Below are 26943 nucleotides of genomic sequence, written 5' to 3' on the forward strand. Positions count from 1 at the left end.
AATTTAGAAATTCTTTAAAATATTAGTTTAATTGAGCATAAAAGCTAATTTTGTTTTTATAATTACCCCAACAAAAACAGCTATTAACCTACGCTTATTCTCTTCTTTTTATGAAGTTGTATCATAAACTTTCTCAAATCAGTTTTCTTAAAAAAAGTTATGCATTTAAATTCCTATTTGTCGCTTTTATTGGAATTCATATTCCCTTAATCGGAATTTTGTTTTTCGTTTTATTTTTTGAACATAGTATTTCTCCATCTTCAATTCTTATTTTTTCACTAATTATGACATTGCTTGCAACAGCAATTACACTTTTAGTTTTAAACAGATTGATAAAACCTATCGCAACGGCATCAAAAGCATTAGATGAGTACAGAGATTCAAGAAAATTATCTGATTTGCCAACAGACTATACAGATGAAGCAGGACTGCTTTTGTGTAATATACAGGAATCTATTAATGAAGCAGAGAATTTTATTAATGAAAAACAGGATTTAATCTATATGCTTTCGCATGATTTGAGAAATTTTGCAGGGAATCCGCAAGGTTTAGCGCAGTTGATTATAAGTGAAAATCCATCAGAATCAGTTAAAAATCTGGCCGAATTAATTTGCGAATCGACTGATCTTCAATTTCGATATATTGAAAATTTCATCAAATTGCTTAAAGAACAAGATGAAGTGGTAAAAATAAATCAGGAAGTTAAAACGGTTTTATTTCCTAATATCATTCCGTTTATTAACGAACAAGTAGAACAGCGCCTGTTTGATAAAAACATAAAGCTGGATTTGGCTGTAGAATGTAATGAAGCAAAGCTAAAAATAGACGAGGGACTTTTAATTCAGGTTCTGGTAAATCTGATAAGCAATGCGGTCAAGTTTTCTTATTTTGATAGTGAAATTAAAGTTAGAATCTTTTCAGAAAATTCCAAATTGATAGTTACGGTAAGAGATAAAGGAATGGGCTTTGATAAAAATCAAATTGAAGAGTTGTTTAAAAAGTTTACCAAAATGAGCCGTCTAGGAACCGCAAATGAAGGTTCTACAGGAATTGGATTGTATTTGTGCAAAAAAATCATTGAAAGAAACAAAGGCCTACTAACCGCATCAAGCGAAGGAAAAAATAAAGGTGCGGAGTTTAGAATTGAATTTGATATCTAAGTTCCAGAAAAAAATAAGGCTGTTAAGATCTCTATTCTTAACAGCCTTTAATATTTTAATAGAGAACAAAATCAAAATATAATTGCGGTTTATTGTCAACACATTTTACTCCTGTTGGAACTTTTTTATCTATGCAAGGTGGCGATACATCTGCATAAAAGCCCCATTTTTTACTAATGTAAGCTTTCTGTGCTTTATACTGTTCAATTTTTTTCTCTAGAACAGATTGATCTGCTTTTTTAGAATATAGAATATAACCTCCAGTTGCAGAACATGGGCTGTCAAACATTTTTACAAAACCCCATTCTGCAGGATTTGAGCAAGATTCGGTTTCGATTTTAGAATAGGTAATAATGTCGTTGTAGATACTTTCTAGTTTTGCAGTATCTTCTTCTTGTGTCGTGCTATCATCATTGCTGCAGGAAAAGCAGAGTAGCGAAACAACAAATAAAATAAAACTTGGTTTTTTCATGGTTAATGATTTATGATTAGTTTTATTATTAGATGTGCTGATAAAGAAAAGGTTGCGTTGAAACTGTGAGAAAATTTTATAGGATAATTTGATGTTTTTAAGATGCTGAAATTTGGTGTAGTTTCAGCATCTTAAAAGTGTATTATTAGTATTTACCAAAGCTGGTGAACAGAAGGTTTAATTAGATTGCTGTAGATTTTATTCATTGCTGTAATCTGTTCTGAGGTTAATTTTGGAGTGTCATAAACCAATAAATTCGATAAAACGTGTTCTGTTTTTGACGCACCTGGAATAATACAGCTTACTTCATTAAAACTTAAAATCCATTGAAGTGCAATTGCGGCAAGGTTTTTCGATTCAGGAAATAAAGCTTTTAATTCTTCAACTGCTTTTAAGCCTAATTCATAATCAATTCCAGAAAAAGTCTCGCCTTTATCAAACGCTTCTCCGTTACGATTAAAATTTCGGTGATCCTGAGGTTCAAAAGTAGTTTTTAAATCAAATTTTCCTGTTAAAAGTCCGCTTGCCAACGGAACTCTTGCAATGATTCCAATGTCTTTCTTTTTAGCTTCTGAGAAAAACAGCTCAGAAGGACGCTGGCGAAACAAATTGAAGATAATTTGAACCGTAGTTACATTCGAATATTCAATAGCTTTTAATGCTTCTTCAACCTTTTCGACACTTACGCCAAGATTAAGAATTTTTCCCTGATCTTTCAATCGGTCAAAAAGTTCAAAGATTTCTGGACGATAGTACACTTCTGTTGGAGGACAATGTAATTGAATCAGATCAAGCGTTTCTAATCCTGTTCTTTTTAAGCTGTCTTCAACAAATTTTTGAAGCACTTTTGGAGTATATCCTTCATTAACATGTGGATTTATCTGGCGTCCACATTTTGTGGCAACAAAAATTCGTTCAGAGCGAGAACGAACGACTCTTCCAACGGCAGTTTCGCTCAATCCGTTTTCGTAAACATCTGCAGTATCAATAAAATTTACGCCATTATCAATAGCGGTATTCAATAGTTCGTCGGCAGTTTTATCATCAAAACCCGATCCCCATTTTCCGCCAACCTGCCAAGTGCCAAGCGAAATTTCAGAGATATTAAAGTTTGTTTTTCCTAGTTTTCTGTAGTTCATTTTTTTTCTTTTGAGGTTCTAAGTTGCTAAGGTCCTGAGGTGCTAAGTTTTTTTTGTAACTTCTAAGTCTATAAGATTCTGAGATGCTAAGATTTTATATTCATAATTCTTTAAAAAACTTAGAACCTTAGCATCTCAGAACCTTAGAACCTTTTTTAATCAAATAAATCCGAAGACAAATAACGGTCGCCTCGATCGCAGATCACGGCAACCACAACTCCAGATTCTAATTGTTCTGCTATTTTTAAGGCAACGGCAACAGAGCCTCCGCTGCTCATTCCTGCAAAAACGCCTTCTTCAAGAGCTAATCTTTTGGTCATTGCTCGAGCTTCTTCTTCGCTCACATCGATAACAGTATCTACTTTTGAAGCATCAAAAATTTTCGGTAAGTATTCTTGTGGCCATTTACGAATTCCAGGAATCTGAGAACCATCGCTTGGCTGCGCGCCAATAATCTGTACGTTTGAATTCTTTTCTTTCAAATAAGTCGAAGTTCCAATAATGGTTCCAGTTGTTCCCATGGCCGAAACGAAATGCGTTACCGTTCCATCAGTATCATTCCATATTTCGGGACCGGTTGTTTTGTAGTGCGCTTTCCAGTTATCATCATTAGCAAACTGATTCAGCATTAAATAACCGCCTTGAGCTACTTTTTTATCTGCGTAGTCTCTAGAACCAATAATTCCTTCGCTTGCCGGTGTCAGAATAACAGTAGCACCATAAGCACGCATCGTTTGAGTACGTTCTTTGGTAGAATCTTCTGGTAAAACCAATTCGATTTCAATACCAAATAGTTGCGCAATCATGGCTAAGGCAATTCCTGTATTTCCGCTGGTTGCTTCAATTAATTTATCTCCTTTTTTAATGTCGCCTCTTTCCAAAGCGGCAGCAATCATATTGTATGCGGCTCTGTCTTTTACGCTTCCCCCAGGATTATTTCCTTCTAGTTTCAGTAAAAGCTTTACATTTTTATTTTTAACTAGATTGACAGTTTCCATTAACGGAGTATTGCCAATTAGGTTTAATAATTTATGTGAATTCATTTTATTTTTTTTCTTTTATTTTAACTTCAGTAGTAGTGGTGTTTAAGACGATAGAATCTTCTGGAATCGATTTGGTAATCCAGGCATTTCCTCCAACGACACTGTTTTTTCCAATTACTGTTTCTCCGCCCAAAATGGTTGCATTGGCATAAATGCAGACATTTGCCTCAACTGTGGGATGTCTTTTTGCATTTTTCATTTCCTTGCTTACGCTTAATGCACCGAGCGTAACACCTTGATAAATTTTTACATGTTTTTTAATAACAGTTGTCTCACCAATTACGATACCTGTTGCATGATCGATAAAAAATGGTGAAGCAATATCGGCTCCTGCGTGAATATCTGTTCCTGTAATTCTATGTGCGTATTCGCTCATTAAACGAGAAAAAAGCAATAAATCGAGATGGTATAATTCGTGGCTTAATCTATAAATTGCAATGGCGTAAAATCCTGGATATCCCAGATAAACCTCGTCAATACTGTTTGAAGCAGGATCGTTCTCAAGAATATATTCCGCGTCCTGATTTAGCTTTTCTAAAACTCCTGGTAGCTTTTCTAAAAAACGGTCCCAAATAGATTCGCATAAATTTTGAGGCTTTTTACACGCCAAAACCGCAATTTCTTTGAAGCGAAACTCTAGTTCGTCAATACTTTCGTCAAGCGCCGCATTCGAATCAAAAAGCGTGTAAAAAAGCTTTTCTGTAAAGTCTTCCGTTTTGGTTTTAATGCCGTAATTTATGTGAGAGTGGCTCTTTAAAGCTTTTATGTTTTGTATGATATTGTCTTTTGTCACAATGGTAAAAATGAATGAATAATTTTGGAACGTTAAAAGTAAGGCGTTTTTTGGAAATAAAATCACGATTTAACGAAAGAAATTTTCTTTACAAAGTCTGATTTGTGATAAAAAGCAAATTCTAAACTGTTCTTATTTATGCAATTCTTAAGAAGTTAATTGCGTAAATTAGCTTTCAAAATATACTAAAATGAAAAATAAGCCAACATTTACAAGTGCAATTTCTGGACTTTCTTTTGATGAAAATGAAAAAATTTACGGAAGGGCAATACATGACCCTATTTTGGGATTGATAAAAAAAGAGTTTCCAGATTTTAGTGCCGAAGATTGCATTTCTATAAATGAATTAAATCTATATCGCCAAAAGTATATTTCAAATTACCTTTCTACCGAAATTGGAGCACTTTCTGCAATGGAGAAAAATGTTATTTCTTCATTAAAAGAAGATAAATCTATTGTAAGTATTGTAGAAGAGGAGGAAGAAACTCGAAATTTAGGACAAAAAGTGGCAGATAAAGTAGCCGATTTTGGAGGAAGCTGGACATTTATTATTTCGTTTGTGGTATTTATATCGATTTGGATTATCTCGAATGTGTATATTTTTCTAAACAAAGGTTTTGATCCCTATCCGTTTATTCTTTTAAATTTAATTTTGTCGTGTGTTGCAGCTTTGCAAGCACCAGTAATTATGATGAGTCAAAACCGTCAGGAAGAAAAAGACCGTAATCGTGCTAAAAAAGATTTTATGATCAATCTGAAATCGGAGTTAGAGATTAGATTAATTCACGATAAAATTGATCATTTAATTATGCATCAGCAACAAGAATTAATTGAAATTCAGAAAGTGCAAATTGAAATGATGAATGATATTTTGGATCAGATTAAGAAATAAAAGTTTTTTGAAATTCAAAAAAGGAGCAAAGCGGCTTTTAGAAAATCTAAAATCTAAAAATAAAAGTGCTTCAGATAATATCCGCCAAGCATAAAAAAAAGATTTATAATAGCCATTTTCCAGATTAGCTTTTTATAGTTTCTAGACTTGTCTAAAAAATGAAAGGCAATAAAAACGGAGAGTAAAAGGCAGGTATAAATGGCTGGATACATTTTAAAAGCAGCCCAAAAATCACCTTGAAAAAGTAAGAATAAAGATCGCTGAAATCCGCATCCTAAACAGTCATAACCAAACACGGTTTTGAACAGACAAGGAATCATGTATTTCTCTAAACTCATGGCAGATCTTTTTTGCAATTTTACTAAAAAAATATGACAAACGTTTAGGGAAGTAGTGGAGCGCTATCTGAAAGTTTTATATTTTTGAAATCTTAAAATAAAGAAAGGATGAAAACTTTTAAAATTATAATAATGATTCTTGCGATTTCGGTTGCGTTATACGAACAGGTTTCGGAAGAGAAAAATATCTATATCATGATTGCTGCAATTGTAGTTTTCATGTTCGGAATGATGCAGCTGAGTGCAAAAACGCCAAGTAAAAATAACGATAAAGAAGAGTAGGATGTTGGCAAAAGGAGATAAGGTTTCGGTATTAGACGAAGCCATAAACGGAACGGTAGTTTCGGTTAAAAATAACGAGGTTTTGATTGAAACTGAGGACGGATTTATGATGACATTTTTAGTCAACGAATTGCTTAAGATTCAAGAAGCCAGTAATTTAATGAATTCTATTAAAAGAATTGATTTAGATGAAATTTCAAAAGAGAAAACAGAGCCAAAACCGAGAAGTTTTGTTAAAGAAAAGAAAGATAAGCGCGAAGTTGGCGTTCCAGAGTTTGATTTACACATCGAAAAATTGGTTCCTAATAAACGCGGAATGTCGAACTATGATATTTTGACATTACAGACCGAAACGGCAAAAAGACATATCGAATTTGCGATAAGAAACCGCATTCCGAAAATCGTTTTTATTCATGGTGTTGGTGAAGGGATTTTGAAAGCTGAACTTGATTTTTTATTGGGACGTTATGACGGAATTGATTTTCAAGATGCCAATTATCAAAAGTATGGTCTTGGTGCTACCGAAGTTTATATAAGGCAGAACAATAAATAAAAGGGCTTTTTAAGCGTATAAAAAGCTAACTTGTTAAGCATAAAAAAACGTCTGTTTTTTGATTAGATTTTATTGTAAAATCATCTCAAAAAACAGACGTTTTTTTGTAAGAATTATTTCTGCTGATTTCTTTTCAGAAATCTACTTTTTTAGTTTGTTTTTGGTCTGGTAATTTTTCCAAGAACGAAACTGCTTCCCAATTTAAAGCTGCTATTACCCTTCTCTAAAATTACATTTTTAAGCACTATTGTGTGCTCATAAATTTGTCCAGTTAAAGTAGTGGTTACTTCAATAATTCCACTTTCATTTGGCTTTCCGATCTGTCCTGTCCAGGTTTCTTCAATTGCAGGTGCAGACGGCTGTAATTTGGCACAAACAAAAGCTGGTGTTATAGATCCAGTTCCTTCTTTTGCAGTTTTATAATATACTTTATTCTGTGTTGCTGTTATTAAACTTGTACGAGGTTGACCTGGAGTAATGGGCTCTGCAAACAATGTTGGATCGATATCGTCAATAGATAAATAAAACGTATTGTTGTAATTGTATACTCTAGCAACTTCATCGCACTCATAAGCAGAACCATTCGGATTGGTTTTGAAAGTCAGATTGGCTGGTGTTATAGAGGTATTGTATTTTCCAAACACAAATTCTGCTTCCGTTTGGTTTCCAGCCGGTTTTGCAAATGTTATATTTTTAAAAACAATTGTGTGTTCGTAACCTGTAATTCGAGTTCCTCCGTCATTATTACTATTGGGCGGATCTATTTGTTTAGTGGTAATTTCTATTATTCCATCAATTCCATTCCATTCTTCGGTTACTTTTGGATTGCTCGGCGGAATTGTACCACAGATATTGTCTTTTGCAACAGCTCCATCATAGGCTCTGTAAACTACACGATACGCGCCATTGCCTTTTGAATCTATTGTGTATGTTTTGGTACCGTTATCATTGATGATCGCTCCTTCTGGCATTTGAAGTAAAAGAGCTTCCTGAGGTTTTAATTTATAAATTAAAGTATTAGTTGTAGGATCACAGGCTTGTGACGTTTCAATATCTGAAAAGTCTATATCATCCACAGTCAAATCCCCATCATCGCAACCATTCAAGAGAAGGGCAAATAACAGGAGGGCAGCATATTTTTTCATCGTAAAATTTATTTGGGTCAAAAATAGTGAAAAAATTGCCAAATGATATTTAAGATTTGACAATTGATATTTCTTAACTTTGCAGCAATGAAAAAAGTATATCTAGATAATGCCTCAACAACAGCCATGCGTCCTGAAGTAATTCAGGAAATGACAAGGATTATGCTTGAGGATTATGGAAATCCGTCGTCTACACATAGTTTTGGACGAAACGCTAAAACCATCTTGGAGCTTTCAAGAAAAAGCATTGCCAAACATCTCAATTGTACTGCTCAAGAAATCATTTTTACTTCTGGCGGAACGGAAGCTGACAACTGGATTCTACGTTCTGCTGTTGAAGATTTAAAAGTAGAAAGAATCATTACTTCAAAAATTGAACATCATGCTGTTTTGCATACCGTTTGGGTGCTTCAGGAAGAGTATAATGTTCAAGTTGATTACGTACATGTAAATGAAGACGGAAGTTTAGATTTAACGCATTTATCTAATTTATTGGCTGAAGAAAAAAAGACTTTAGTTAGTTTAATGCATATCAATAACGAAACGGGAACAATTTTAGATCTAGATCGAGTTAGTTTGATTTGCAAGCAGTATAATGCTTTGTTTCATTCAGATACAGTTCAGTCTGTTGGAAAAACCGAAATTGACCTGCAAAAGACTCCTGTTGACTTTATTTTGGCTAGCGCACATAAGTTTCATGGGCCAAAGGGAATTGGATTTGCTTTTATCAGAAAAAATTCTGGTTTACAGCCGTTGCTTTTTGGAGGCGAACAAGAAAAAGGGCTTCGTGCAGGAACAGAAGCCGTACATCAGATTGCTGGAATGGCTAAAGCTTTGTCTATTTCATACGAAAAATTAAATGAAGAAAGGGCTTATATCTTGGGAATAAAAAACTATTTGATTGAGCAGTTAGAAATTCACTTTCCAGATTTTAGAATCAACGGAAAGAAAGATGATTTCTATAACATCATCAATATTATTCTGCCGTTTTCATCAGACAAAACTTCAATGCTGCTTTTTAGTTTAGATATGAAAGGAATCGCGGTTTCTAGAGGAAGTGCCTGTCAGTCTGGAAGTATAAAACCTTCACATGTTTTAAATGAAATGCTTTCGGAGGCTGATTTAAAATTACCAAATCTCCGAATCTCATTTAGTCATTATAACACCAAAGAAGATATCGATTGGCTGATTGAGAGTTTGAAAACGGTCTAAGTTGCTAATATGCTAAGGTTCTGAGATTCTAAGTTTTTTTTAACCGCAAAGCACGCAATCCCGATAGCTATCGGCAACGCAAAGGTCGCAAAGAAGCTTGTATTGAGAATCTAAATAGAGTTAAAAAAGTTCGCAAAGCTTTGTCAAAATAAGCTTTGCGAACTTTTTCATTTTAATAGCTGTAAAAAAAACTTTGCGACCTTTGCGTAATTCTTAGTGTGCTTTGCGGTAAAACTATACTCAAAGTTTTTTCAAAAACTTGAAACCTGAAACCTGAAACAAAAAACTATTTACGAATTACTTTTACTTGCGAATCTTTAGTCAATTTGATAATGGTTGAAGATTTTCCGTTGACTTTGTCTTGGTTTAATTTTACAACATAATCAACGCCGTTGATAATTTCAGGGCTAATGTCTTTGAAACTCTGAGGTGTTGGCTGTCCAGAAATATTAGCCGAAGTAGAAACTAAAGGTTTTTTCATTCTTTCCATCAATTTGTAGCAAAAAGGTTCTTTTACCATTCTAACTCCAAGAGATTTGTCGGCCGCAATGATGTTTGGCGCAACGTTTCTGGCGTCGTCTAAAATTAAAGTAGTTGGCTTTTCAGATAAATCCATAATTTGCCATGCAACTTCAGGAATGTCTTTAAAAACATTGTACATCATTTTTTCGCTATTCATCAAAACAATCATGCTTTGTGTTTCTGCACGTTGTTTTAATTTGTAAATTTTAGCAACAGCCTCTGCATTTGTGGCATCACAGCCAATTCCCCAAACGGTATCAGTTGGGTACAGAATTATGCCTCCATTTTTAATAACTTCGTATGCGTTGATGATTTCCTCGTTCATTTTACAAATTATAATTTACTTCATTAAGGCTACAAAGTTATAAATTTTACTTGTAAAAGCTTTTTAGAGTTTGAAAATAGAAGCGTTTAAAGTTTTTGTGGCTATTTCCTGGAAGTAGATATTTATGATTTTACTACAGAAGATTTTAATTTAACCTTCGCTAATTCCATCAATGGATGTTCAATATATTTGAATGTTAGCTGGCTGATAAAAATTAGCGGAAAAACAGCTAAAGTTATAATTGACCAAAACTCTAACTCAGTTAAATCTTTTGCTTGTTCAAATCCGATGACAAAATAAAAAATGACGAATAATAAAATGCCGTGCAGTAAATAAATGCTATAGGTGATTTGTCCAAATTTGCGTGAAAAAGTGCTTGACAGAAGCCCAAAAAAGCTATTTCCAGAAGCAATTATGATAAAAACAATTGTAGTGATGATGATTGGAATAGGCTTTCTTCCGCTATTGAAGAAATAAATAGAACATGCAATTAGTAAAATAGCTAGAAAAGCGTATTTTTTCTGTTTTAAAACAGCTCCCAATTTATTTTTGCTAATTACTAAAGCCGCAATAATGCCTCCAAGAAAAGGGAAGAAGTGTCGTAATGAAGATTCATTAATAATCATTATGATAGCTGCAGTTGAGATAAATAGCAATAATGTCTTGTAGTTTACTTTAATCTTAAAAAACAACGCAATAAGAGGCAATAAAAAGTAGAAAGCCCATTCGTACGGAAGCGTCCAAGTTACTCCAGCATTAAATAAAAAGCTGTCTTCTAGTCCGTTAATGCTTAATCCCTTTCTTATGTTGAAAAATATCCATGAAAGCAAATGCAGCAGGTTTTCAAAAAAGGGAATTCTTGATTTGAAATTGGTTAAATAACCTGCGATAAAGAATATAATTCCAACAGAAAAAAGATACATCGGGAAAAGTCTGTATAAACGAGCATTGATGTATGCAGTCCAATCTATTTGCTTGCTTTTACTATTGATTAATTTTAAAGTAAATAAGAAAGCTGTGATTACAAAGAAGAAAGCAACAGTAGTCTGTCCAAAGTGATTAAATAAATTTGATTTTGGCTCTTCCCATTCACCGTTTTGAAGAAAAAAACGCCAGATGTAACTGTGATGAAGGAAAACAAAAAATGCTAAATAACCTCTTAAGCCATCAATTTCTGGATAACGAACTTCTTGTACATCTAATTTTACTACCCTGTTGGTAATAATTACTGAAAAAATAAGAGCAACTAAGATGAGGAAAAAACAAAGCAAGAAGGTTAATGTCATTTTTTGAGAGGATAGCTTTTTATTGGGGTATTTTTTAACAGATTTTTAATATTTGAGCAAAAATAGAAAACATTTTCAAATGCAAAAATATTAGGGTTAAAATTATCCTAAACAAAATATGAATCCTTACAAGCCTAAAATGATTTTTATTAGCAATTATGAAGAAGAACTCTCTTGAAAAATAACTCGATTTGTCCAGCCTTTTAAGGTGTAATGGCTTAAAATAGAATCTGGAATTTTCTCGTATTCATTTTCAAAAAATGCTACTGGTATAACTGGATTTTTTTCGTCAATAATTAAAATATTATTTGGATTGTAAAAATCGTAGTTTTTAATATCTGTATTTGTTGTTATAAGTTTCTTCTCTAAACCCAAACTTTCAAAAACCCTAAATGTAAGTCCGATTTGACCAAGTCGATTAATGTCTAAAAGTACTTTTGAACGATTGATATAATCATTTACTTCACTCAAAGGCATATGACTTTTTATATAAGTAATGTTTTTATCACTGTCTTTTTGCTTTTTATCGTAAACAATGAATTTAAATTTTGAATGTTGCGAGGCCAAATTGGCTGCAATTCTTTTTAATATCGGTAGTCTTTTGTCAATTGAACTAATATTGAAAACATCATATTCAAATTGATTATTAGGAATTGCATTTTCTGAATTATAAATCCAATTTGGCGCAAATTTTAAATTGAATTTTTCGCAGTCTTCTTTTTCAAATGAGAAAACTTCATCAAAACAATGAAGAACACGTTTGATTTTTGGACATCGATAAATATTGTCATTAAAAAAACCGATTGATTTTTTAGAGTAATTTTTAAATTCTAAAATGCTTTCAGGAGTTATAAAGTCTCCTTTTATGGTTAAAATTACATCTTGAATCTGATCGTTTTTCTTTAATTCATTGATGATTTCTTTTCCGTAGTGCTGGTGCTTTAAATTTGTTTTGAAGAACGCTTTTAATACAAGATTATACGCTTTGTGAAATACAGAAGGATATTTATATTTGAAAGTATTAAAATCGATATGGCGAACGGTATGTCCTTGTTTTTCTAAGTCTGCCGCTATATGTTTGTTAAGTCCCCAGTTGTCTAAACTTATAAGAGTAATATGCATTATCTACGAAATAGTTTTTATTAGTTGGTAAAACTAGCTAAATTTGCTGAAACAATTTTTATGATTTTAAGATTAAATCGCGGATATGAAAAATTTGAAAATATTCTTCTGGAATATATTCGTTTTTTCGATACAAAAGGAGAGGACTTTGTAATTGGCCAGCGCAATCAGATAAAACTTTTTGATTTAGACGATAAAAAGATAAACATAAAATCGTTTAAAGTTCCGCACTTTATCAATAAAATCGCATATAAATACTTCAGAAAGTCAAAAGCAAAACGCTCTTTTGAGTTTGCAAACAAATTGTTAGAATTAGGTGTAGGAACTCCAAAACCTATTGCATTTGCCGAATTTTCATCACTATTAGGTTTAGAAAAAAGCTTTTACGTAAGTGAGCAATTACAATGTGATCTTACTTATAGAGAATTGGTAGAAATACCAGATTTTCCAGACCGGGAAAATATCTTAAGACAGTTTACTAAATTTAGTTTTGATCTTCATGAAAAAGGAATTGAATTTTTGGATCATTCTCCAGGAAATACTTTAATTAAAAAGAATGCCATCGGAAATTATGATTTCTTTCTGGTAGATTTAAACAGAATGGAATTTCACAATTCTATGTCTTTTGAAATGCGTATGAAAAACTTGTGTCGTTTAACACCGTTGAAAGAAATGGTTGCGACAATGAGCAATGAATATGCGAAATATTATAAAGAAGCATCTGAAGAGAAAATTTTTGAGACTTTATGGAAATACACATCAGATTTTCAAGAGAAGTTTTATAGAAAAAAACGCCTAAAAAAGAAGCTTAAATTCTGGAAGAAGTAATTTTTCTTAATTCTTTATAGCGAATATATACGCTGTAGGCATTCAAATAACATATAATTATGCCTTTTTTGCCATCCAAAAAACCAAAACGGATTATAAACTGATACAAGAAAGTATATAGAGGGTGGAAAATTTGCATTAAGAAATAAGACTTTTTTCCTTTTGCTAATTTTTCATTGGCTTTAAGAATGCCATAATTATACATTTTTGATTTATAATCTTCATAAGAAGAATAAGAAAAATGTATGATTTTGTGTTTTAAAAAAGCAATTTTTCCGTTTACAATTAATTTTTCGTGAACGGTTCTTTCTTCATTGTATCGGCATTTCGATTTATTAAAAAGCCTGAAAATCTTATCAGTCTGCCAGCCACTGAAATTCAGTCGGCTATTTTTAAACATAAAAATGCGATAGATAAAATAAGCATTTGCCGCATTATTAGAATTAATTGCTGTAACGATTTCAGATTTTAATTCAGATGTTAACCTTTCATCAGCGTCAATAAATAAAACCCATTGATTTTTGGCTTGGTCTAGGGCAAAATTTCGCTGTGCAGTATAATTAATAAAATGATTCTGGATTAATTTTACATTGGCAAAAGATTCAACAATGCTAACTGTTTTATCGGTGCTATAGGAATCAACAACAATGATTTCATCAGCAAAATCAAGATCTCCAAGAAGCGATTTTATATGCTGTTCTTCGTTAAGCGTAATAATCAGAACTGATAATTTCTGCTTTTCACTATTCATTAGAGATGCATTTTACTATTTTCAATTTTTATATTCTTGAAAATAAGTCTCTAGCTTTTGAAGCATTAATTCCAACGGATATTCCGCATAATATTCAAAAGTATGTTCTTTTATATATTGTTCCGTGTGCTTCTCGTAGATTTCAGGTTTTAAGTCTTTTAAATGGATAGAAGCATTTTTTGCTTCATTTTCAAAAAGTTGCCAAGTTTCTTTTCTAACAGAAGGAGTAAAGATAGAAAAGGTTGGAATTTCAAGTGCTTTTGCCATATTTACAGCGCCACCTTCGTTTCCTATCAGCATTTCGCATTGAGAAAGCAATGCTAAAAACTGACGTAAATCGGTAGCGTATAAATCAAAAATAATATGCTTTTTTGTCTCCTCAGAACAATGATTATATACTTCCAAAGCTTGCTCTTTCTGGTTTGGAATATAATTAAAGAGAATAGTTGCGTTTGTTTTAGCAACTGTAAAATCGATAATTTTTGCCATTCCGTCCAGCGGATAAGTTTTGTAATGCTCGCTTCCTAAAATTCCAAACATGATCAATGGTTTTGCAGGATCTACATTATAGCTTTTTAAAATATTTTTTGCTTCAGTAATCTCAGATTCTTTTAAAAAGATTTTCGGTTTTACGTTTGTTATCTTTTCAGAGAAAAAAGGTTTAAGTAATAATAGTCTGTTTTCAATCGCCAGACCAAATTCTGATTTTATAGCATCAAAACGCTCATAGCTATAATTGTAAAAAATATTAGAATACCATTTATGGTATGAAACTTTATATTTTGCGCCAGAGAAAAATGTGATTAGGCTAGTTCCCAATTTACTGTAAACATCAATTACAGCATCGTATTTTTTTCTTCGCATCTCAAAAATGAACTTAATAAACCCAAAAGTCGATTTTCTGATTTTATTAGTCACTGGTATAATGTTATCAATATTCGGATTTTCTAGAAGAACATCAATCGAGTTAGGATAACACATGTAGTCAATTGTTGAGTCAGGAAACTTGGCTTTAAGATTGTTACAAATAATTGTACTTGTTAAGACGTCTCCGATTCTTTTTTGCTGAATGACTAATATTCTCATTTGGGTATTTGTTCAATTAGAAGGCTAAAATACAAACTATTTTATGAAGTGTACAAGTGATGGTATTAATAAGATTAAACTAAATTAAAAAGTTATATTTTTGTGCTCAACAAATTAAAATGAACAATGGGAATTAGCGGTTTGGTTATTACTTTCAATGAAGAAAAAAACATTGGGAAATGTATAGATGCCTTATTTAAAGTTTGTGATGAAGTTATTATTGTAGATTCTTTCAGTAAAGATCGTACGGTAGAAATAGCTCAAGAAAAAGGAGCGCAAGTTATTCAGCAGGCATTTCTAGGAGACGGTCCGCAGCGTACCCACGGATTGCCTTTTTGTAAAAACGACTGGATTTTAAATCTTGATGCCGATGAGTTTCTAGATAAAGATGCGGAGGAATTTATTTTGAATAAAAAATATCTGGAAGGAAACTACGATGCCATGAGTTTTAGAGTAAAAAACTTTTTGGCAGATAAATTAATTGATTTTTCAGGATGGTATCCAGATCATAAAGTTCGTTTTTTTAATAAACAAACAGCGCATCCTTCTGATTCTAAAGTGCATCAGAAAATTGTTGCTCAAAATGAGAAAAAAGTTGCTGTACATATTTTGCATTACGGATGGGATTCTTTTGATCAGATTATTGCTAAAAAGAATCAATATTCTGGATGGCACGCACAGCAATTATATGATCAAGGCAAACGAATTGGTGCTTTTAAACCTGTCCTTAACGGAACAGTAGCTTTTGTTCGCTGTTATTTCTTTAAAAAAGGAATCTTCAATGGTCTTGACGGATTATCAATCGCAATGATTCAAGCTTTTTTCTCATATATGAAATATGCTAAGCTTATAAAACTTCAAAAAGCAAAAAAAGATAATTAGAAACTAAGTTTATTGTCAACTACTCTTTCATTAAAGTTTTGAATATAAGCTTTCAAAAAATTTGAAATTTCTATTGTCTTGAATGTATTTTGAGTTTGTAAATTGTTTTTTAATAAAGGGTCTTTTTTCCAATTGTATAATCCAATAACTTGATTGCTTGCAAAGGCTAGATAATAGTCGCCTTGAACACAATGATAAATCCCCTGCAAATAGAAGACGGCAAAATTTTGATTGCTTTTAAAGCTCTTTCCAAAAGAAATTAAATCTGTTTTTATGCCTAGATATTCTATTATACTAGGCATAATATCGATTTGTTGGAAGTTCTTTTCGTTTACACCAGAAAAATTTGGATTGCTTGGGTCAAAAAATAAAATTGGAATATGAAATTTGCCAATTATAGTTTTGTCTATTTCTGATTCTCCGCTAGAGGAAGTATGATCGGCAGAAATAACAAACAAGGTGTTGTTGTACCATTTTTGCTTTTTAGCATTTTCAAAAAAACGTTTCAGAGAATAATCGGTATACGCAATACTTTCGTGTATAACTGTTGTTCCTTTTGGGAATTTGTCTTTATATCTTTCTGGTATCTTGTACGGATTATGAGAAGAAATGGTAAAGATAGTGCTAAAGAAAGGTTCTTTAAAACTAGATAATTTTCCAGCAAAAAACTGCAAAAATTCTTCATCAAAAATCCCCCATTTTCCGTCAAAAGCTTCGGGGCCGATGTATTCATCTTTGCCAAAATATTTTTCAAATCCTGCTGCCTTTGCATATTGATCAAAATTTTGACTTCCGTTAAAGGCACCATGGAAAAAAGAAGTAGTGTATCCTTCCTTTTTAAGAATTGTAGGCAAACTATTTGTTTTGTCTAAAGAATAGCTAGAAATGATAAAAGAGTTGTTCATTAAACTAGGTATGCTTGAAATAATTGATGGAACAGCGTCAATAGAGACTTTTCCATTGGCAAATCCATTTTTAAAGTAATAAGATTTTGTTATCAGCGAATCTAAAAAAGGAGTTTGTTTTATGCCGATATTTTCATGACCAAAACTTTCTAAAATAATAATTACGACATTTTTTTTGCTTATTGTTTGAGCTTTTTTAAAAGACAAGATTGGTTTATATATTGAATCAAGATCTTTTTTATCAAAATAATTGACTTTCTCTATATCTTCTTTTTGAGATATTGTTTTTAATATACAGAAAGGTGTGTTTAAAATAAGCGGAGCGTTATTCAGAGAACTGTATTTGGCTGCGTCTACAATTCTAAGAGGTTTCTTTTGAAATCCGCCGCGCCCAACTATTAACAATAGAAAAACTGAGGTTAAAAAATAAAAAGATTGTTTTAGGAATTTTTCTTTTGTAAAACTTTTTATTTCGTTTTTGTTTTTAAAATTAGGTATCGATTTCCAAAAAAAGATGCTTAGGATAATGAACAGTAAAAGGATGTACCAAAATTCTTTTGCAAAAGAAAAAAACAAACCTAAGGCTTCTTTTTCCATTCCTTTTGCAGTAATCATGTTAAAAGTGCTTCTTCTTCCTGTGAATCGGAAATATATAACATCAATGAGATTTGCAGCAATGAACAAAAGATTGATTATAAAGAAAGAAACTTTTAATACAGTTTGATACGTTTGACGATACTTAAAATTTCCTGGAATTGCGTGTGCGATTAAGAAAACAAATGTTATATATGAAATAGCAGAGAGATCAAATAAAACACTTCCTATAATATTTTTAACTGTGATATGATCAAAATACTTGGCATTTAATGCATAAAAAAAGATATTGCAAATTTGATAAATTAGAAAAATTAAGAAATATCTATAAAGAAATAAGTGTAAGCTGGAAGTGTAATTTTTCATTAATAGGCATGTAAATAAATGGTCTTCTAAATTTTATTGAAGATTTTTAAAAACAGCAAAATTAATATAATTTTCTTACTTTTTTGTATTTGTAGGATTTTATTTAAATATTGATGTGTTAAATAAAAAAAGGGCGGTAAAGACCGCCCTAATGTATCAAGATTTTTATATCAATTATACTGCAACATCGTATTCACGAAGCGCATTGTTTAAAGAAGTTTTTAAATCTGTAGATGGTTTACGAGTTCCAATGATTAATGCACAAGGAACTTGAAATTCGCCAGCAGCAAATTTCTTAGTATAGCTTCCTGGGATAACCACAGAACGAGCTGGCACATATCCTTTCATTTCAACTGGCTCATCACCTGTAACATCAATAATTTTTGTAGAAGCTGTTAAACATACGTTAGCTCCAAGAACTGCTTCTTTACCAACGTGAACACCTTCAACAACAATACAACGAGAACCAATAAAAGCACCGTCTTCAATAATTACTGGAGCAGCTTGCAATGGCTCAAGAACTCCACCAATACCAACACCACCACTTAAGTGTACATTTTTACCAATTTGAGCACAGCTTCCTACAGTTGCCCAAGTGTCAACCATTGTTCCTTCGTCAACATAAGCACCAATGTTTACGTAACTTGGCATTAAAATTACACCGCTTGAGATGTAAGCTCCGTAACGCGCAACAGCATTTGGTACCACACGGATTCCTTTTTCAGCATAATTTCTTTTTAGCAACATTTTATCATGGTATTCAAAAATACCAGATTCCCATGTTTCCATTTTCTGAATCGGGAAATACATTACAACTGCCTTCTTAACCCATTCGTTTACTTGCCATTTGTCACCAACTGGTTCAGCAACACGTAATTTTCCAGCGTCTACCAATTCGATAACTTCTCTAATGGCATCAGTAGTTGTAGTTTCTTGCAATAAAGCTCTGTTTTCCCAAGCTTGTTCAATTATAGTCTGTAAAGAATTCATACGTTTAATTTTTTGGCAAAGATAAGGTATTTGTAGAAATGCAAAAAAGTTAAACAGCTTGAAAATGTTATAGATTTAACTTTTTGTTTCTTATTTGTAAGGTTAGTGGTGGTCTTATGTGTTTTTGATTAATCCTACTGCCACTAGAAGTTTTTTTTATATCAAAATATGACAAAAGTCAGGATTTCTGCTTTTTCTTCGCTTTAATTTCGCAGTGTTGATCAACATTCCATTCCATAAATAATCATATAAGCAGTAAAATATGAATCAAGAAAATCACCTTCAAAACAGAGTAATTATAGATAAAGAAGTAAGCTGGGATAAAACTCAGGTTATTATGAGTAAAACAAATGCATACGGAATAATCGAATACGCCAATGAAGTATTTGTAGATGTTTGCGGTTACGAGGACTATGAATTAATGGGACAGCCTCATAATATCATACGTCACCCGGATATGCCTAAAGTTATTTTTAAAGTGCTTTGGGAAAATCTTAAAAACGGAAAAAACTTTCACGCCATTGTAAAAAACCTTGCAAAGTCTGGAAGATACTATTGGGTAATTACAGATTTTGAAATTGCCCGCGATGAAAACGACGCTATTGTAAATTTTTTTGGTAGAAGACAAGCTGTACCACAAGAAGTAATTGCATTGCATATTGAACCTTTGTATAAAAAGTTATTACAGATCGAAGCAGCAAGTGGAGTAGAATTTAGCGAAAAGTACTTAATTGGATTCTTGGAAGAGAAAAAAAGAACTTACGTTGAATATATTAAGGAGCTGATTTACGAACATGAAAAGTCACAATCTAAGTTTGCTAATTATTCTGAAGAAGAGGATGCAGGAGAAGAGGAGGAGCATAGAGGCTTTTTTAGCCGATTGTTTGGAAGATAAATTGAGTTATTTTTTAGGTTTGAATATTTGGATAAAAGTCCGTCTTGAAATTTTCGAGACGGATTTTTTTATTGAAAGAAATTTTGAAAAAGGTTATTTTCTGTGAAATGGAAAATTAGAAAAATATTTTGAACTAAATTTGCTGAAAATTTTAGACATGCCAAGAATCCTTTCAATAGATTACGGACAAAAACGCACAGGAATTGCAGTTACAGACGAAATGCAGATTATTGCTTCAGGCTTAACAACGATTCCGACTCATACTTTGATTGACTTTTTGAAAGACTATTTTGCTAAAGAAAAAGTCGAAGCAGTTTTGATTGGCGAACCAAAACAAATGAACGGTCTTCCGTCTGAAAGTGCTTCTGTGATTAACGGATTTGTAACTCACTTTTCGAATATCTTTCCAGACATGAAAGTAATTCGTGTTGATGAGCGTTTTACCTCAAAAATGGCATTTCAAACAATGATTGACAGTGGTTTAAATAAAAAGCAGCGTCAGAATAAAGGTTTGATAGACGAAATTTCTGCCACAATTTTGCTTCAAGATTATCTTTCCGCAAAAAAATAGCACTGTTCGTCGTATTTTTTATTTATAATTTAATGGTTTTTAGAAAATCCTAACTTTTATCATCTAAAAATTAGTTTTTTTTTGCAATTAAAAAAGTACCTTTGCACTTTAAATAAAAATACTGTTATGCCTGACGAAACCATACGTTCAAATAGTGATGTAGTACTCATTGGCGCTGGAATAATGAGTGCCACTCTCGGAGTAATTTTGAAAGAATTACAACCAGATATAAAAATTGAAATTTACGAAAGATTAGATGTTGCCGCAGCAGAAAGCTCTGATGCTTGGAATAATGCAGGAACTGGACACTCGGCTTTTTGTGAACTAAATTATACTCCAGAAAAGGCAGACGGCAGTATCGATCCTAAAAAAGCAATTAGCATTGCAGAATCATTTGAGATTTCTCGCCAGTTTTGGTCTTACTTAGTGCAGCAAAACAAAGTGCCTTCTCCGGATAATTTTATTAAAAGTGTGCCTCATATGAGTTTTGTGTGGGGAGATAAAAATGTAGATTATTTAAAAAAGAGATTCGAAGCGCTTCAAAGCAACCCAATCTTCGCCGACATGACTTTCAGTACCGATTTTGAGCAACTTCAAAAATGGATGCCATTGGTAATGGAAGGCAGAAATGCTGATGAAAAATTAGCAGCAACACATATGGAAATTGGTACCGATGTTAATTTTGGTGCTTTAACAAGAAGTATGTTCAACTACTTAGAAAAATTAGACGGTGTTTCTTTGTTTTTTAATCACGAAGTTAAAAAACTAAGACAGCGTGAAGATAAATCTTGGAGAATTAAGATTAAAGATTTGTCAACAGGAAAAACTCGTAAGGCTTATACTAAATTTGTATTTATTGGTGCAGGAGGAGGATCTCTTCCTTTATTAGAAAAAGCAAACGTGCCAGAAGGAAACGGATACGGTGGTTTCCCAGTAAGCGGACAATGGCTGAAATGTACCAACCCAGAAGTAATTGCAAAACATCAGGCAAAAGTATACGGAAAAGCAAGTGTTGGAGCTCCTCCAATGTCTGTTCCGCATATCGATACTCGTGTAATTGATGGAGAGAAAGCGCTTCTTTTTGGTCCATTTGCAGGATTTTCAACTCGTTTCCTTAAAAATGGTTCTTATTTAGATTTGCCTATGTCTATTAAGTCTAATAACTTAATCCCAATGTTGGCTGCGGGATATCATAATATTCCATTAACGAAATATTTGATCGAACAGGTTCGTCAGTCTCCAAAAGATAGAATGAAAGCTTTACGTGAATATCTTCCAACAGCACGTTCTAAAGATTGGAAATTGGAAAAAGCAGGACAGCGTGTTCAGGTTATCAAAAAAGATGAAAAAGAAGGCGGAGTTTTAGAATTTGGTACAGAAGTAATCAATACACACGACGGAAGTTTAGCGGTTTTATTAGGTGCTTCTCCTGGAGCTTCTACAGCAGTGGCAATTATGGTGGATTTAATTAGCAGATGTTTTACGCATCAAATTAAAACGCCAGAATGGCAAGCAAAATTAAAAACAATGATTCCTTCTTACGGTCAGACTTTAAATGATAAGCCAGAACTTTTAGAACAGCTTAGAAAACAAACAGCAGAAGTTTTAAAATTAAATTAAGCTTCTCATATTTCAATATAAAAAAACAAATCCAGATGAATTAATCTGGATTTGTTGCTTTTAGGTCGGTTGTGTTTTTTAGAATCTTTTCTGCCAGATTGCTCATCCAGATTAATTGTTCAATAACCATCTGTGCTTCCTGCATTTTGGCCTGACGTGTTTCTTTGTCTAAATCATTATCTTCGGCCAAACGTGTGAAATGCCTACGCTTTAATTCTTCAAATTGTAAAGTCACATCTTCTTTTTCGAAAAAAGTATCTTGAATAACAACTTCATTTCTTAAAACAGAAATAGAATGATCTAGATTGGCGAGAATAGTTTTGATAATATAATTGAAAGAATCAGATGCAGATGTTGTTTGGTGTGACTGAATATACGTTGATAGCGATGCCAAAGCAGATAATAACGAGTGATTTAAAACTACTAGTTTATTTACTAAAGGCATTGTTTTTTGTTTCGATTTAGGTTCCTGCATCATACGCTGAAAAGAAGTCATTAGATTCCCTATTTCAACAAAGGCATTTTTTCTTGCTAAACGATATGAAGTTGGCACTTCACCTTTTTTATTATAAAAATCGGCAATTTCTTTTAAGTAATTTCTATTGGCGCGAATTGTATTCTCAATGTGGATAGGTGTATTAATGAATTCCCAAGCAGGCCATAAAAACTGATTAGCAATAAAAGCTAAAGTTGCTCCCGCGAGCGTATCTAATATTCTGTATTGAATAACTTCATTGATGTCTGGAGTTAAAATTCCGTAGATAAAAACGACATACATTGTAACAAATGTCGCGCTAATCTTGTAATTGATTTGGGTAAATGAAATCCCAAGCAACATACATACAATAGAGAAAATACTTAGTGCAACGTGGTTCTGAATGACAGATACAATTCCGAAAGCTATAATTCCCCCCAAAACAGTACCGAACATTCTATTATAGGATCTCTCTTTGGTTAAACCATAACCAGGGCGCATGATTACGACAATAGTAAGAAGGATCCAATACACATTTTGAAACGGCAGAACCTGTCCGAGAAAAAAACCAATCAAAATAGTGATTGTTAATCGTATCGAATGCCTAAAAATTGAAGAAGAATAGCTTAAATTCTCAGTTAAAGTTCGTAGCGGATAATACTGCGGTGTTAAGAATTTTTCGAGCTCTTTGTCTTGATCTTTCAGTTTATAGGATTGCATTGCCAAAGAAAGTGCGCGCTGAATAGTTTTAATTTTCCCAACCTGATTTTTAGCATATTTCAGCATATTGGTCAGCATTAAAACACCTTCTGCAGCTTCTTCTTTTCCTAATGTTTTTTCATAATCAAAAATGGCAAATTCAAGTGCATCCAATTCATTTTTTAAATCATGCTTGTCAACATAAACACTGATATGATTGACATTTTTCGAAAGTTTTTTGAGGGTTGAAGCTAATTTATAAGCCACATTTTGATACGTTCTTAAAACATCAGGATGCTTGGCAAATTTTTCATGAAGTTTACTGTGGTCAAAAGATGTATATAACGCCAATTCTTGAATTTCGACTAAAGTAATAAAAACCAAAAGCATTTTTCGGTTTTGGCTCGTAGTTCCAGATGCATTTTGGTTTCCAATCAGCATCTTTCTTAAATCTTCGTGAATAAGATTCAATTCGACTTGTACAGCAAGCTGTTTCTCTATAATAGCTGTTCTGTTCGCTTCGGGACTCCACAAATCGCCTCTTAATTTGAGATATTTTGCGGTGAGTTTTATTCCTTCGGCAATTTGTAATTCTACATATTTATAAGGCTGAACAAAATGAAAAACAAGAGATACTATTAAATAGAGAATTCCTCCAATGAAAATAAAACCAGAGTATTCAAAAGCTTCCCAGCCTTCATGCAAATGCCCAAATGATAGAGAAATTGATAATAAGGCAGAGAAAGAAATCAAAGTGGCTCGCTGTCCATAAACCGAAATCATGGAACATAAAAACAAAAGAAAACCTAAAAATATGTAGAAAAGTAAAGGAAATGGATAAACTAGATTTACTAGAAGATTAACCCCAGAAACAATAAAAGAAGCTGCTATTAATCCTTTTACTTTATGGCCAAGAGAACTAGGAATATCGCTGGGATAAGTATAAAAAGCACCAAGCGCAATTGTAAACCCAATTTCAAAATGACCAAGAAAATTTAAAACTAAAACAGGAACAACAGAAGCAATAGTTACTTTAGAGGCGTTGAGGAAGGAAGTACTGTTAGTAAATTTCGAAATCTTATCAATCATAAAAAGAGGTTTACTAACAAAGGTAAGAATTGTAGTAGTGATTTTGGCATAATTATGGATGAGATTTTTAGGATCAAGTAAAAAATACGAATAATACATTATAAGAATTATTCATTGACTATTTTTTACTATTTTTGCCAGCTGAAATATCAGAACTTTAATTCTGTTTTTACAGCACATAAAACATAAATAAAAACAAATGATTTTACCAATTGTAGGATACGGTGATCCTGTTTTAAGAAAAGTTGGACAAGATATTACACCAGAATATCCAAACCTAAAAGAAACGATCGCAAACATGTACGAGACCATGTACAATGCGTATGGAGTTGGACTTGCTGCACCGCAGGTTGGACTGCCAATTCGTTTGTTTGTGATAGATACAACGCCTTTTAGTGATGATGAGGATCTTCCTTCAGAGGAACAAAAAGATTTGAAAGGTTTCAAGAAGACTTTTATCAATGCTAAAATCGTTAAAGAAGAAGGAGAAGAGTGGGGATTTAATGAAGGCTGTTTGAGTATTCCAGATGTGCGTGAAGATGTTTACAGAAAACCTACTGTTACAATCGAATATTGCGAAGAAGATTTCGTTATGAAAACGGAAGTATTTGACGGATTAATTGCAAGAGTTATCCAGCACGAATATGACCATATTGAAGGAATTTTGTTTACTGATAAAATCTCATCTCTTAAAAAACGATTAATCCAAAAAAAATTGAAAAATATTACTGAAGGTAAAACGTTTCAGGAATATAGAATGAAGTTTTTTGCAGCTAAAAAAGCAAGATAAGTTTTCTAAATACTTAGAAACAAAAAATAAATAAAATTCTTAATACTAATTTTAATAAAAATGAATTTAACGAAAATTTTAGCCATTTCAGGAAAACCAGGTTTATACGAATTGAAAGTTCAAACTCGTACAGGTTTTGTGGCGGAATCATTAATTGATGGGAAGAAGATTACTGTAAATCTAAAAAGCAATGTAAGTTTATTGTCTGAAATTTCGATTTATACTTATGAAGGCGAAAAACCGTTAACTGAAGTAATGCAGCAGATTGCCGTTAAAGAAAATAAAGGTCAAGCGATCTCTCATAAAGAAGACAACGCTACTTTGTCTGCATATTTTAAACAAATTCTTCCTGACTATGACGAAGAAAGAGTTTACCCATCAGATATCAAAAAAGTATTAAACTGGTACAACACGCTTCAAGCAAAAGGTTTAGTAACAGATTTAGCTCCAGCAGCTGAAGAACCAAAAGAAGAAGCTCCAGTTGCTGAAGAAAAACCAAAAAAAGCGCCAGCAGCTAAAAAAGCAAAAGCTAAAAAAGAAGAATAGTAATTTTTCTTTAAATATAAAATAATCCTGTTCAGATGTTTTCTTGACAGGATTTTTTAATTTTACAGAATCGAGTTTAAATCATAAGAAACTTCAAAATGAAAAGAGAAAACCAGTTAAAGGCATTTGAGAGATTATTGAATATCATGGATGAATTGCGTGAACAATGTCCGTGGGATAGAAAGCAAACGTTGCAGACCTTGAGACATTTGACAATTGAAGAAACTTACGAACTGGGAGATGCTATTCTGGATAATGATTTAAATGAAGTTAAAAAAGAATTGGGAGATTTGCTTCTTCATATTGTTTTTTACGCCAAAATAGGCAGTGAAACCAATGATTTTGATATCGCTGATGTCTGCAATGAAATCTGCGAGAAACTAATTCACCGTCATCCTCATATTTATGGTGATGTTAAAGTGGAAAACGAAGAAGAAGTAAAGCAAAACTGGGAAAAACTAAAGCTTAAAGAAGGTAAAAAATCAGTTTTAGAAGGTGTTCCAAGAAGTCTTCCTGCTTTGGTTAAAGCAAGCAGAATTCAAGATAAAGTAAAAGGAGTTGGTTTTGATTGGGAAGAACCTCATCAGGTTTGGGATAAAGTCCAAGAAGAACTACAGGAATTGCAAGACGAAGTGAAATCTGGAAACCAAGATAAAATCGAAGACGAATTCGGAGATGTTTTGTTTTCTATGATTAATTACGCTCGATTTTTAAATGTAAATCCAGAAGACGCTTTAGAAAGAACCAATAAAAAATTCATTAAACGTTTTCAATACCTAGAAAGTAAAGCAAACGAATTAGGAAAACCATTAATGGATATGACACTTACAGAAATGGATGTTTTTTGGAATGAAGCTAAAAAGCTTTAATTGTCAGCTAATTTCTTTAAAGCGCGAACGTCTTTAAGCATGATTTTTTTACCAACCAATTCTATTAATCCCAATTTATTAAAATCAGATAATAATCGAATACAGCTTTCGGTAGCAGTTCCAATAATACCTGCAAGTTCTTCTCTAGTTAGTTGAACTTTAAGTGTTTTGTCAGCATCTTCACCAAATTCATCATGCAGGTGCAGTAACGTTTCAGCAAGCCTCTGCTTAACTGTTTTTTGGACTAAAGCAATTTTTTCATTCTCAGATTCCTTTAAATCTTCGCAGACAGATTGCATCATATTTAGAGAAAACTGATTGTTGCTATTAAAGAAATTGATGATTTCATTTTTAGGAATAAAACAAACTTCCATGTCTGCGATTGCTTTTGCAGTTAGATTTGCTGGCTCATTGCTAATCATAGAACGCTGTCCAAGAAGTTCACCAGATTTGACCAATTTTACAATTTGATCTTTTCCGTTTGCACTCAATTTTGAAAGTTTTCCAACACCGTCTTTAACACAGAAAACGCCATTGGTTACTTCGCCTTCTTCAAAAAGAGCTTCACCTTTTTTAATTTTATAAGTCGTTTTACTGCTGGCTAATTTAATAACTTCTTCTTTATTAAGGGCTTTTAATGAGCTTAGCTGGCGTACAATGCATTGATCACATTTATTCATGACAATATTTGTTTGCTGCAAAA

The 26943-nt window shown here is 32.6% G+C and carries 28 protein-coding genes; 13 read left to right on the top strand and 15 right to left on the bottom strand.

Annotation, left to right across the window (positions count from 1 at the left end; all coding sequences use genetic code 11):
* The first annotated feature begins 110 nt into the window (after positions 1 to 110).
* Positions 111 to 1160 (top strand): sensor histidine kinase, encoded by a 1050-nt coding sequence (locus OZP10_RS17505; RefSeq protein WP_281632026.1) that lies wholly within the window; start codon positions 111 to 113, stop codon positions 1158 to 1160.
* Between the two features lie 55 nt (positions 1161 to 1215).
* Here OZP10_RS17505 and OZP10_RS17510 read toward each other — a convergent pair whose 3' ends face one another.
* The 4 genes from OZP10_RS17510 to OZP10_RS17525 form a co-directional block, all read right to left on the bottom strand.
* Positions 1216 to 1632, bottom strand: coding sequence for a hypothetical protein (locus OZP10_RS17510; RefSeq protein ID WP_281632027.1), 417 nt, complete (start codon positions 1630 to 1632; stop codon positions 1216 to 1218).
* A 152-nt stretch (positions 1633 to 1784) separates the two neighbouring features.
* Positions 1785 to 2771: an aldo/keto reductase gene (locus OZP10_RS17515; protein ID WP_281632028.1), complete on the bottom strand. Its 987-nt coding sequence runs from the start codon at positions 2769 to 2771 to the stop codon at positions 1785 to 1787.
* Between the two features lie 155 nt (positions 2772 to 2926).
* Complete coding sequence (gene cysM / locus OZP10_RS17520; RefSeq protein ID WP_281632029.1) at positions 2927 to 3814, bottom strand: cysteine synthase CysM; 888 nt, start codon at positions 3812 to 3814, stop codon at positions 2927 to 2929.
* A 1-nt stretch (position 3815) separates the two neighbouring features.
* Positions 3816 to 4607: a serine O-acetyltransferase gene (locus tag OZP10_RS17525; RefSeq protein WP_281634772.1), complete on the bottom strand. Its 792-nt coding sequence runs from the start codon at positions 4605 to 4607 to the stop codon at positions 3816 to 3818.
* Positions 4608 to 4797: 190 nt separating this feature from the next.
* On the opposite strand from OZP10_RS17525, the gene OZP10_RS17530 reads away from it, so the two are divergent.
* Entirely contained in the window at positions 4798 to 5499 is a 702-nt protein-coding gene (locus OZP10_RS17530; RefSeq protein ID WP_281632030.1) for a DUF1003 domain-containing protein, read from the top strand.
* 53 nt (positions 5500 to 5552) lie between these two features.
* Here the strand turns inward: OZP10_RS17530 and OZP10_RS17535 are convergent, their stop codons facing one another.
* The gene (locus OZP10_RS17535; protein WP_281632031.1) at positions 5553 to 5837 is read right to left on the bottom strand and encodes a DUF2752 domain-containing protein; all 285 of its coding nucleotides are present in this window, start codon (positions 5835 to 5837) and stop codon (positions 5553 to 5555) included.
* 108 nt (positions 5838 to 5945) lie between these two features.
* Here OZP10_RS17535 and OZP10_RS17540 point away from each other — a divergent pair, with 108 nt between their 5' ends.
* Both OZP10_RS17540 and OZP10_RS17545 read left to right on the top strand, forming a co-directional pair.
* Positions 5946 to 6119, top strand: a complete 174-nt coding sequence (locus OZP10_RS17540) for a hypothetical protein (protein WP_008462622.1) — start codon at positions 5946 to 5948, stop codon at positions 6117 to 6119.
* Position 6120: 1 nt separating this feature from the next.
* Positions 6121 to 6672 (top strand): DUF8465 domain-containing protein, encoded by a 552-nt coding sequence (locus OZP10_RS17545; RefSeq protein WP_281632032.1) that lies wholly within the window; start codon positions 6121 to 6123, stop codon positions 6670 to 6672.
* 149 nt (positions 6673 to 6821) lie between these two features.
* Here the strand turns inward: OZP10_RS17545 and OZP10_RS17550 are convergent, their stop codons facing one another.
* The gene (locus tag OZP10_RS17550) at positions 6822 to 7817 is read right to left on the bottom strand and encodes a hypothetical protein (protein WP_281632033.1); all 996 of its coding nucleotides are present in this window, start codon (positions 7815 to 7817) and stop codon (positions 6822 to 6824) included.
* 87 nt (positions 7818 to 7904) lie between these two features.
* Between OZP10_RS17550 and OZP10_RS17555 the strand changes: the two genes are divergently transcribed.
* Entirely contained in the window at positions 7905 to 9029 is a 1125-nt protein-coding gene (locus tag OZP10_RS17555; protein WP_281632034.1) for a cysteine desulfurase family protein, read from the top strand.
* 286 nt (positions 9030 to 9315) lie between these two features.
* Here the strand turns inward: OZP10_RS17555 and OZP10_RS17560 are convergent, their stop codons facing one another.
* From OZP10_RS17560 to OZP10_RS17570, 3 genes are all read right to left on the bottom strand, one after another.
* A complete protein-coding gene (locus OZP10_RS17560) occupies positions 9316 to 9876 on the bottom strand; it encodes an L-threonylcarbamoyladenylate synthase (protein ID WP_177210164.1) in 561 nt (186 codons plus the stop codon).
* Positions 9877 to 9998: 122 nt separating this feature from the next.
* Positions 9999 to 11162: an acyltransferase family protein gene (locus OZP10_RS17565; protein ID WP_281632035.1), complete on the bottom strand. Its 1164-nt coding sequence runs from the start codon at positions 11160 to 11162 to the stop codon at positions 9999 to 10001.
* 156 nt (positions 11163 to 11318) lie between these two features.
* Complete coding sequence (locus OZP10_RS17570) at positions 11319 to 12284, bottom strand: WaaS/CpsH family glycosyltransferase (RefSeq protein ID WP_281632036.1); 966 nt, start codon at positions 12282 to 12284, stop codon at positions 11319 to 11321.
* A 60-nt stretch (positions 12285 to 12344) separates the two neighbouring features.
* On the opposite strand from OZP10_RS17570, the gene OZP10_RS17575 reads away from it, so the two are divergent.
* The gene (locus tag OZP10_RS17575) at positions 12345 to 13112 is read left to right on the top strand and encodes a lipopolysaccharide kinase InaA family protein (RefSeq protein ID WP_281632037.1); all 768 of its coding nucleotides are present in this window, start codon (positions 12345 to 12347) and stop codon (positions 13110 to 13112) included.
* Here OZP10_RS17575 and OZP10_RS17580 read toward each other — a convergent pair.
* The gene (locus OZP10_RS17580; protein ID WP_281632038.1) at positions 13093 to 13863 is read right to left on the bottom strand and encodes a glycosyltransferase family 2 protein; all 771 of its coding nucleotides are present in this window, start codon (positions 13861 to 13863) and stop codon (positions 13093 to 13095) included. The genes OZP10_RS17575 and OZP10_RS17580 overlap by 20 nt on opposite strands.
* 21 nt (positions 13864 to 13884) lie before the next feature.
* Positions 13885 to 14949 (bottom strand): glycosyltransferase family 9 protein, encoded by a 1065-nt coding sequence (locus OZP10_RS17585; protein ID WP_281632039.1) that lies wholly within the window; start codon positions 14947 to 14949, stop codon positions 13885 to 13887.
* 126 nt (positions 14950 to 15075) lie between these two features.
* On the opposite strand from OZP10_RS17585, the gene OZP10_RS17590 reads away from it, so the two are divergent.
* Positions 15076 to 15831, top strand: a complete 756-nt coding sequence (locus OZP10_RS17590) for a glycosyltransferase family 2 protein (protein WP_281632040.1) — start codon at positions 15076 to 15078, stop codon at positions 15829 to 15831.
* Here the strand turns inward: OZP10_RS17590 and OZP10_RS17595 are convergent.
* Complete coding sequence (locus OZP10_RS17595; protein ID WP_281632041.1) at positions 15828 to 17696, bottom strand: LTA synthase family protein; 1869 nt, start codon at positions 17694 to 17696, stop codon at positions 15828 to 15830. The two genes, OZP10_RS17590 and OZP10_RS17595, sit on opposite strands and share 4 nt — an antisense overlap.
* Positions 17697 to 17870: 174 nt before the next feature.
* On the bottom strand, positions 17871 to 18686 hold the full coding sequence (locus OZP10_RS17600) for a 2,3,4,5-tetrahydropyridine-2,6-dicarboxylate N-succinyltransferase (RefSeq protein ID WP_177210156.1): 816 nt from the start codon (positions 18684 to 18686) through the stop codon (positions 17871 to 17873).
* Between the two features lie 262 nt (positions 18687 to 18948).
* On the opposite strand from OZP10_RS17600, the gene OZP10_RS17605 reads away from it, so the two are divergent.
* The 3 genes from OZP10_RS17605 to OZP10_RS17615 all read left to right on the top strand — a co-directional run bounded on the left by OZP10_RS17605 (position 18949) and on the right by OZP10_RS17615 (position 21772).
* The gene (locus OZP10_RS17605) at positions 18949 to 19581 is read left to right on the top strand and encodes a PAS domain-containing protein (RefSeq protein ID WP_281632042.1); all 633 of its coding nucleotides are present in this window, start codon (positions 18949 to 18951) and stop codon (positions 19579 to 19581) included.
* A gap of 157 nt (positions 19582 to 19738) precedes the next feature.
* A complete protein-coding gene (ruvX, locus tag OZP10_RS17610) occupies positions 19739 to 20152 on the top strand; it encodes a Holliday junction resolvase RuvX (protein ID WP_177210155.1) in 414 nt (137 codons plus the stop codon).
* A gap of 126 nt (positions 20153 to 20278) precedes the next feature.
* Positions 20279 to 21772 carry a malate:quinone oxidoreductase gene (locus OZP10_RS17615; RefSeq protein WP_177210154.1) on the top strand — a complete coding sequence of 498 codons (1494 nt, stop codon included), beginning with the start codon at positions 20279 to 20281 and terminating at the stop codon, positions 21770 to 21772.
* A gap of 40 nt (positions 21773 to 21812) precedes the next feature.
* On the opposite strand, the gene OZP10_RS17620 is transcribed toward OZP10_RS17615, so the two are convergent.
* On the bottom strand, positions 21813 to 24035 hold the full coding sequence (locus OZP10_RS17620; RefSeq protein WP_281632043.1) for an FUSC family protein: 2223 nt from the start codon (positions 24033 to 24035) through the stop codon (positions 21813 to 21815).
* Between the two features lie 199 nt (positions 24036 to 24234).
* Between OZP10_RS17620 and def the strand changes: the two genes are divergently transcribed.
* The 3 genes from def (at position 24235) to mazG (ending at position 26240) form a co-directional block, all read left to right on the top strand.
* On the top strand, positions 24235 to 24825 hold the full coding sequence (gene def, locus OZP10_RS17625; RefSeq protein WP_125719525.1) for a peptide deformylase: 591 nt from the start codon (positions 24235 to 24237) through the stop codon (positions 24823 to 24825).
* A gap of 60 nt (positions 24826 to 24885) precedes the next feature.
* Positions 24886 to 25371: a DUF5606 family protein gene (locus OZP10_RS17630; protein WP_095930921.1), complete on the top strand. Its 486-nt coding sequence runs from the start codon at positions 24886 to 24888 to the stop codon at positions 25369 to 25371.
* A gap of 98 nt (positions 25372 to 25469) precedes the next feature.
* A complete protein-coding gene (gene mazG / locus OZP10_RS17635) occupies positions 25470 to 26240 on the top strand; it encodes a nucleoside triphosphate pyrophosphohydrolase (RefSeq protein ID WP_281632044.1) in 771 nt (256 codons plus the stop codon).
* Here mazG and OZP10_RS17640 read toward each other — a convergent pair.
* Positions 26237 to 26920 (bottom strand): Crp/Fnr family transcriptional regulator, encoded by a 684-nt coding sequence (locus OZP10_RS17640; RefSeq protein WP_281632045.1) that lies wholly within the window; start codon positions 26918 to 26920, stop codon positions 26237 to 26239. The two genes, mazG and OZP10_RS17640, sit on opposite strands and share 4 nt — an antisense overlap.
* Positions 26921 to 26943 lie beyond the last annotated feature (23 nt).

Origin of the sequence: Flavobacterium luteolum, assembly GCF_027111275.1 — a bacterium.
Taxonomy (GTDB): Bacteria; Bacteroidota; Bacteroidia; order Flavobacteriales; family Flavobacteriaceae; genus Flavobacterium; species Flavobacterium luteolum.

Excerpts from the sequence above, each read along its gene's own strand:
- mazG (WP_281632044.1), top strand. The coding sequence starts at position 25,470 with ATGAAAAGAGAAAACCAGTTAAAGGCATTTGAGAGATTATTGAATATC.
- OZP10_RS17615 (WP_177210154.1), top strand. The coding sequence starts at position 20,279 with ATGCCTGACGAAACCATACGTTCAAATAGTGATGTAGTACTCATTGGC.
- OZP10_RS17560 (WP_177210164.1), bottom strand. The coding sequence starts at position 9,876 with ATGAACGAGGAAATCATCAACGCATACGAAGTTATTAAAAATGGAGGC.
- OZP10_RS17515 (WP_281632028.1), bottom strand. The coding sequence starts at position 2,771 with ATGAACTACAGAAAACTAGGAAAAACAAACTTTAATATCTCTGAAATT.
- OZP10_RS17550 (WP_281632033.1), bottom strand. The coding sequence starts at position 7,817 with ATGAAAAAATATGCTGCCCTCCTGTTATTTGCCCTTCTCTTGAATGGT.
- OZP10_RS17585 (WP_281632039.1), bottom strand. The coding sequence starts at position 14,949 with ATGAGAATATTAGTCATTCAGCAAAAAAGAATCGGAGACGTCTTAACA.
- OZP10_RS17545 (WP_281632032.1), top strand. The coding sequence starts at position 6,121 with ATGTTGGCAAAAGGAGATAAGGTTTCGGTATTAGACGAAGCCATAAAC.
- OZP10_RS17605 (WP_281632042.1), top strand. The coding sequence starts at position 18,949 with ATGAATCAAGAAAATCACCTTCAAAACAGAGTAATTATAGATAAAGAA.
- OZP10_RS17530 (WP_281632030.1), top strand. The coding sequence starts at position 4,798 with ATGAAAAATAAGCCAACATTTACAAGTGCAATTTCTGGACTTTCTTTT.
- OZP10_RS17570 (WP_281632036.1), bottom strand. The coding sequence starts at position 12,284 with ATGCATATTACTCTTATAAGTTTAGACAACTGGGGACTTAACAAACAT.
- OZP10_RS17510 (WP_281632027.1), bottom strand. The coding sequence starts at position 1,632 with ATGAAAAAACCAAGTTTTATTTTATTTGTTGTTTCGCTACTCTGCTTT.
- OZP10_RS17600 (WP_177210156.1), bottom strand. The coding sequence starts at position 18,686 with ATGAATTCTTTACAGACTATAATTGAACAAGCTTGGGAAAACAGAGCT.
- OZP10_RS17535 (WP_281632031.1), bottom strand. The coding sequence starts at position 5,837 with ATGAGTTTAGAGAAATACATGATTCCTTGTCTGTTCAAAACCGTGTTT.
- OZP10_RS17590 (WP_281632040.1), top strand. The coding sequence starts at position 15,076 with ATGGGAATTAGCGGTTTGGTTATTACTTTCAATGAAGAAAAAAACATT.
- OZP10_RS17630 (WP_095930921.1), top strand. The coding sequence starts at position 24,886 with ATGAATTTAACGAAAATTTTAGCCATTTCAGGAAAACCAGGTTTATAC.
- OZP10_RS17565 (WP_281632035.1), bottom strand. The coding sequence starts at position 11,162 with ATGACATTAACCTTCTTGCTTTGTTTTTTCCTCATCTTAGTTGCTCTT.
- OZP10_RS17505 (WP_281632026.1), top strand. The coding sequence starts at position 111 with ATGAAGTTGTATCATAAACTTTCTCAAATCAGTTTTCTTAAAAAAAGT.
- OZP10_RS17595 (WP_281632041.1), bottom strand. The coding sequence starts at position 17,696 with ATGAAAAATTACACTTCCAGCTTACACTTATTTCTTTATAGATATTTC.
- OZP10_RS17580 (WP_281632038.1), bottom strand. The coding sequence starts at position 13,863 with ATGAATAGTGAAAAGCAGAAATTATCAGTTCTGATTATTACGCTTAAC.
- OZP10_RS17575 (WP_281632037.1), top strand. The coding sequence starts at position 12,345 with ATGATTTTAAGATTAAATCGCGGATATGAAAAATTTGAAAATATTCTT.
- def (WP_125719525.1), top strand. The coding sequence starts at position 24,235 with ATGATTTTACCAATTGTAGGATACGGTGATCCTGTTTTAAGAAAAGTT.
- cysM (WP_281632029.1), bottom strand. The coding sequence starts at position 3,814 with ATGAATTCACATAAATTATTAAACCTAATTGGCAATACTCCGTTAATG.
- OZP10_RS17620 (WP_281632043.1), bottom strand. The coding sequence starts at position 24,035 with ATGATTGATAAGATTTCGAAATTTACTAACAGTACTTCCTTCCTCAAC.
- OZP10_RS17555 (WP_281632034.1), top strand. The coding sequence starts at position 7,905 with ATGAAAAAAGTATATCTAGATAATGCCTCAACAACAGCCATGCGTCCT.
- OZP10_RS17640 (WP_281632045.1), bottom strand. The coding sequence starts at position 26,920 with ATGAATAAATGTGATCAATGCATTGTACGCCAGCTAAGCTCATTAAAA.
- OZP10_RS17540 (WP_008462622.1), top strand. The coding sequence starts at position 5,946 with ATGAAAACTTTTAAAATTATAATAATGATTCTTGCGATTTCGGTTGCG.
- ruvX (WP_177210155.1), top strand. The coding sequence starts at position 19,739 with ATGCCAAGAATCCTTTCAATAGATTACGGACAAAAACGCACAGGAATT.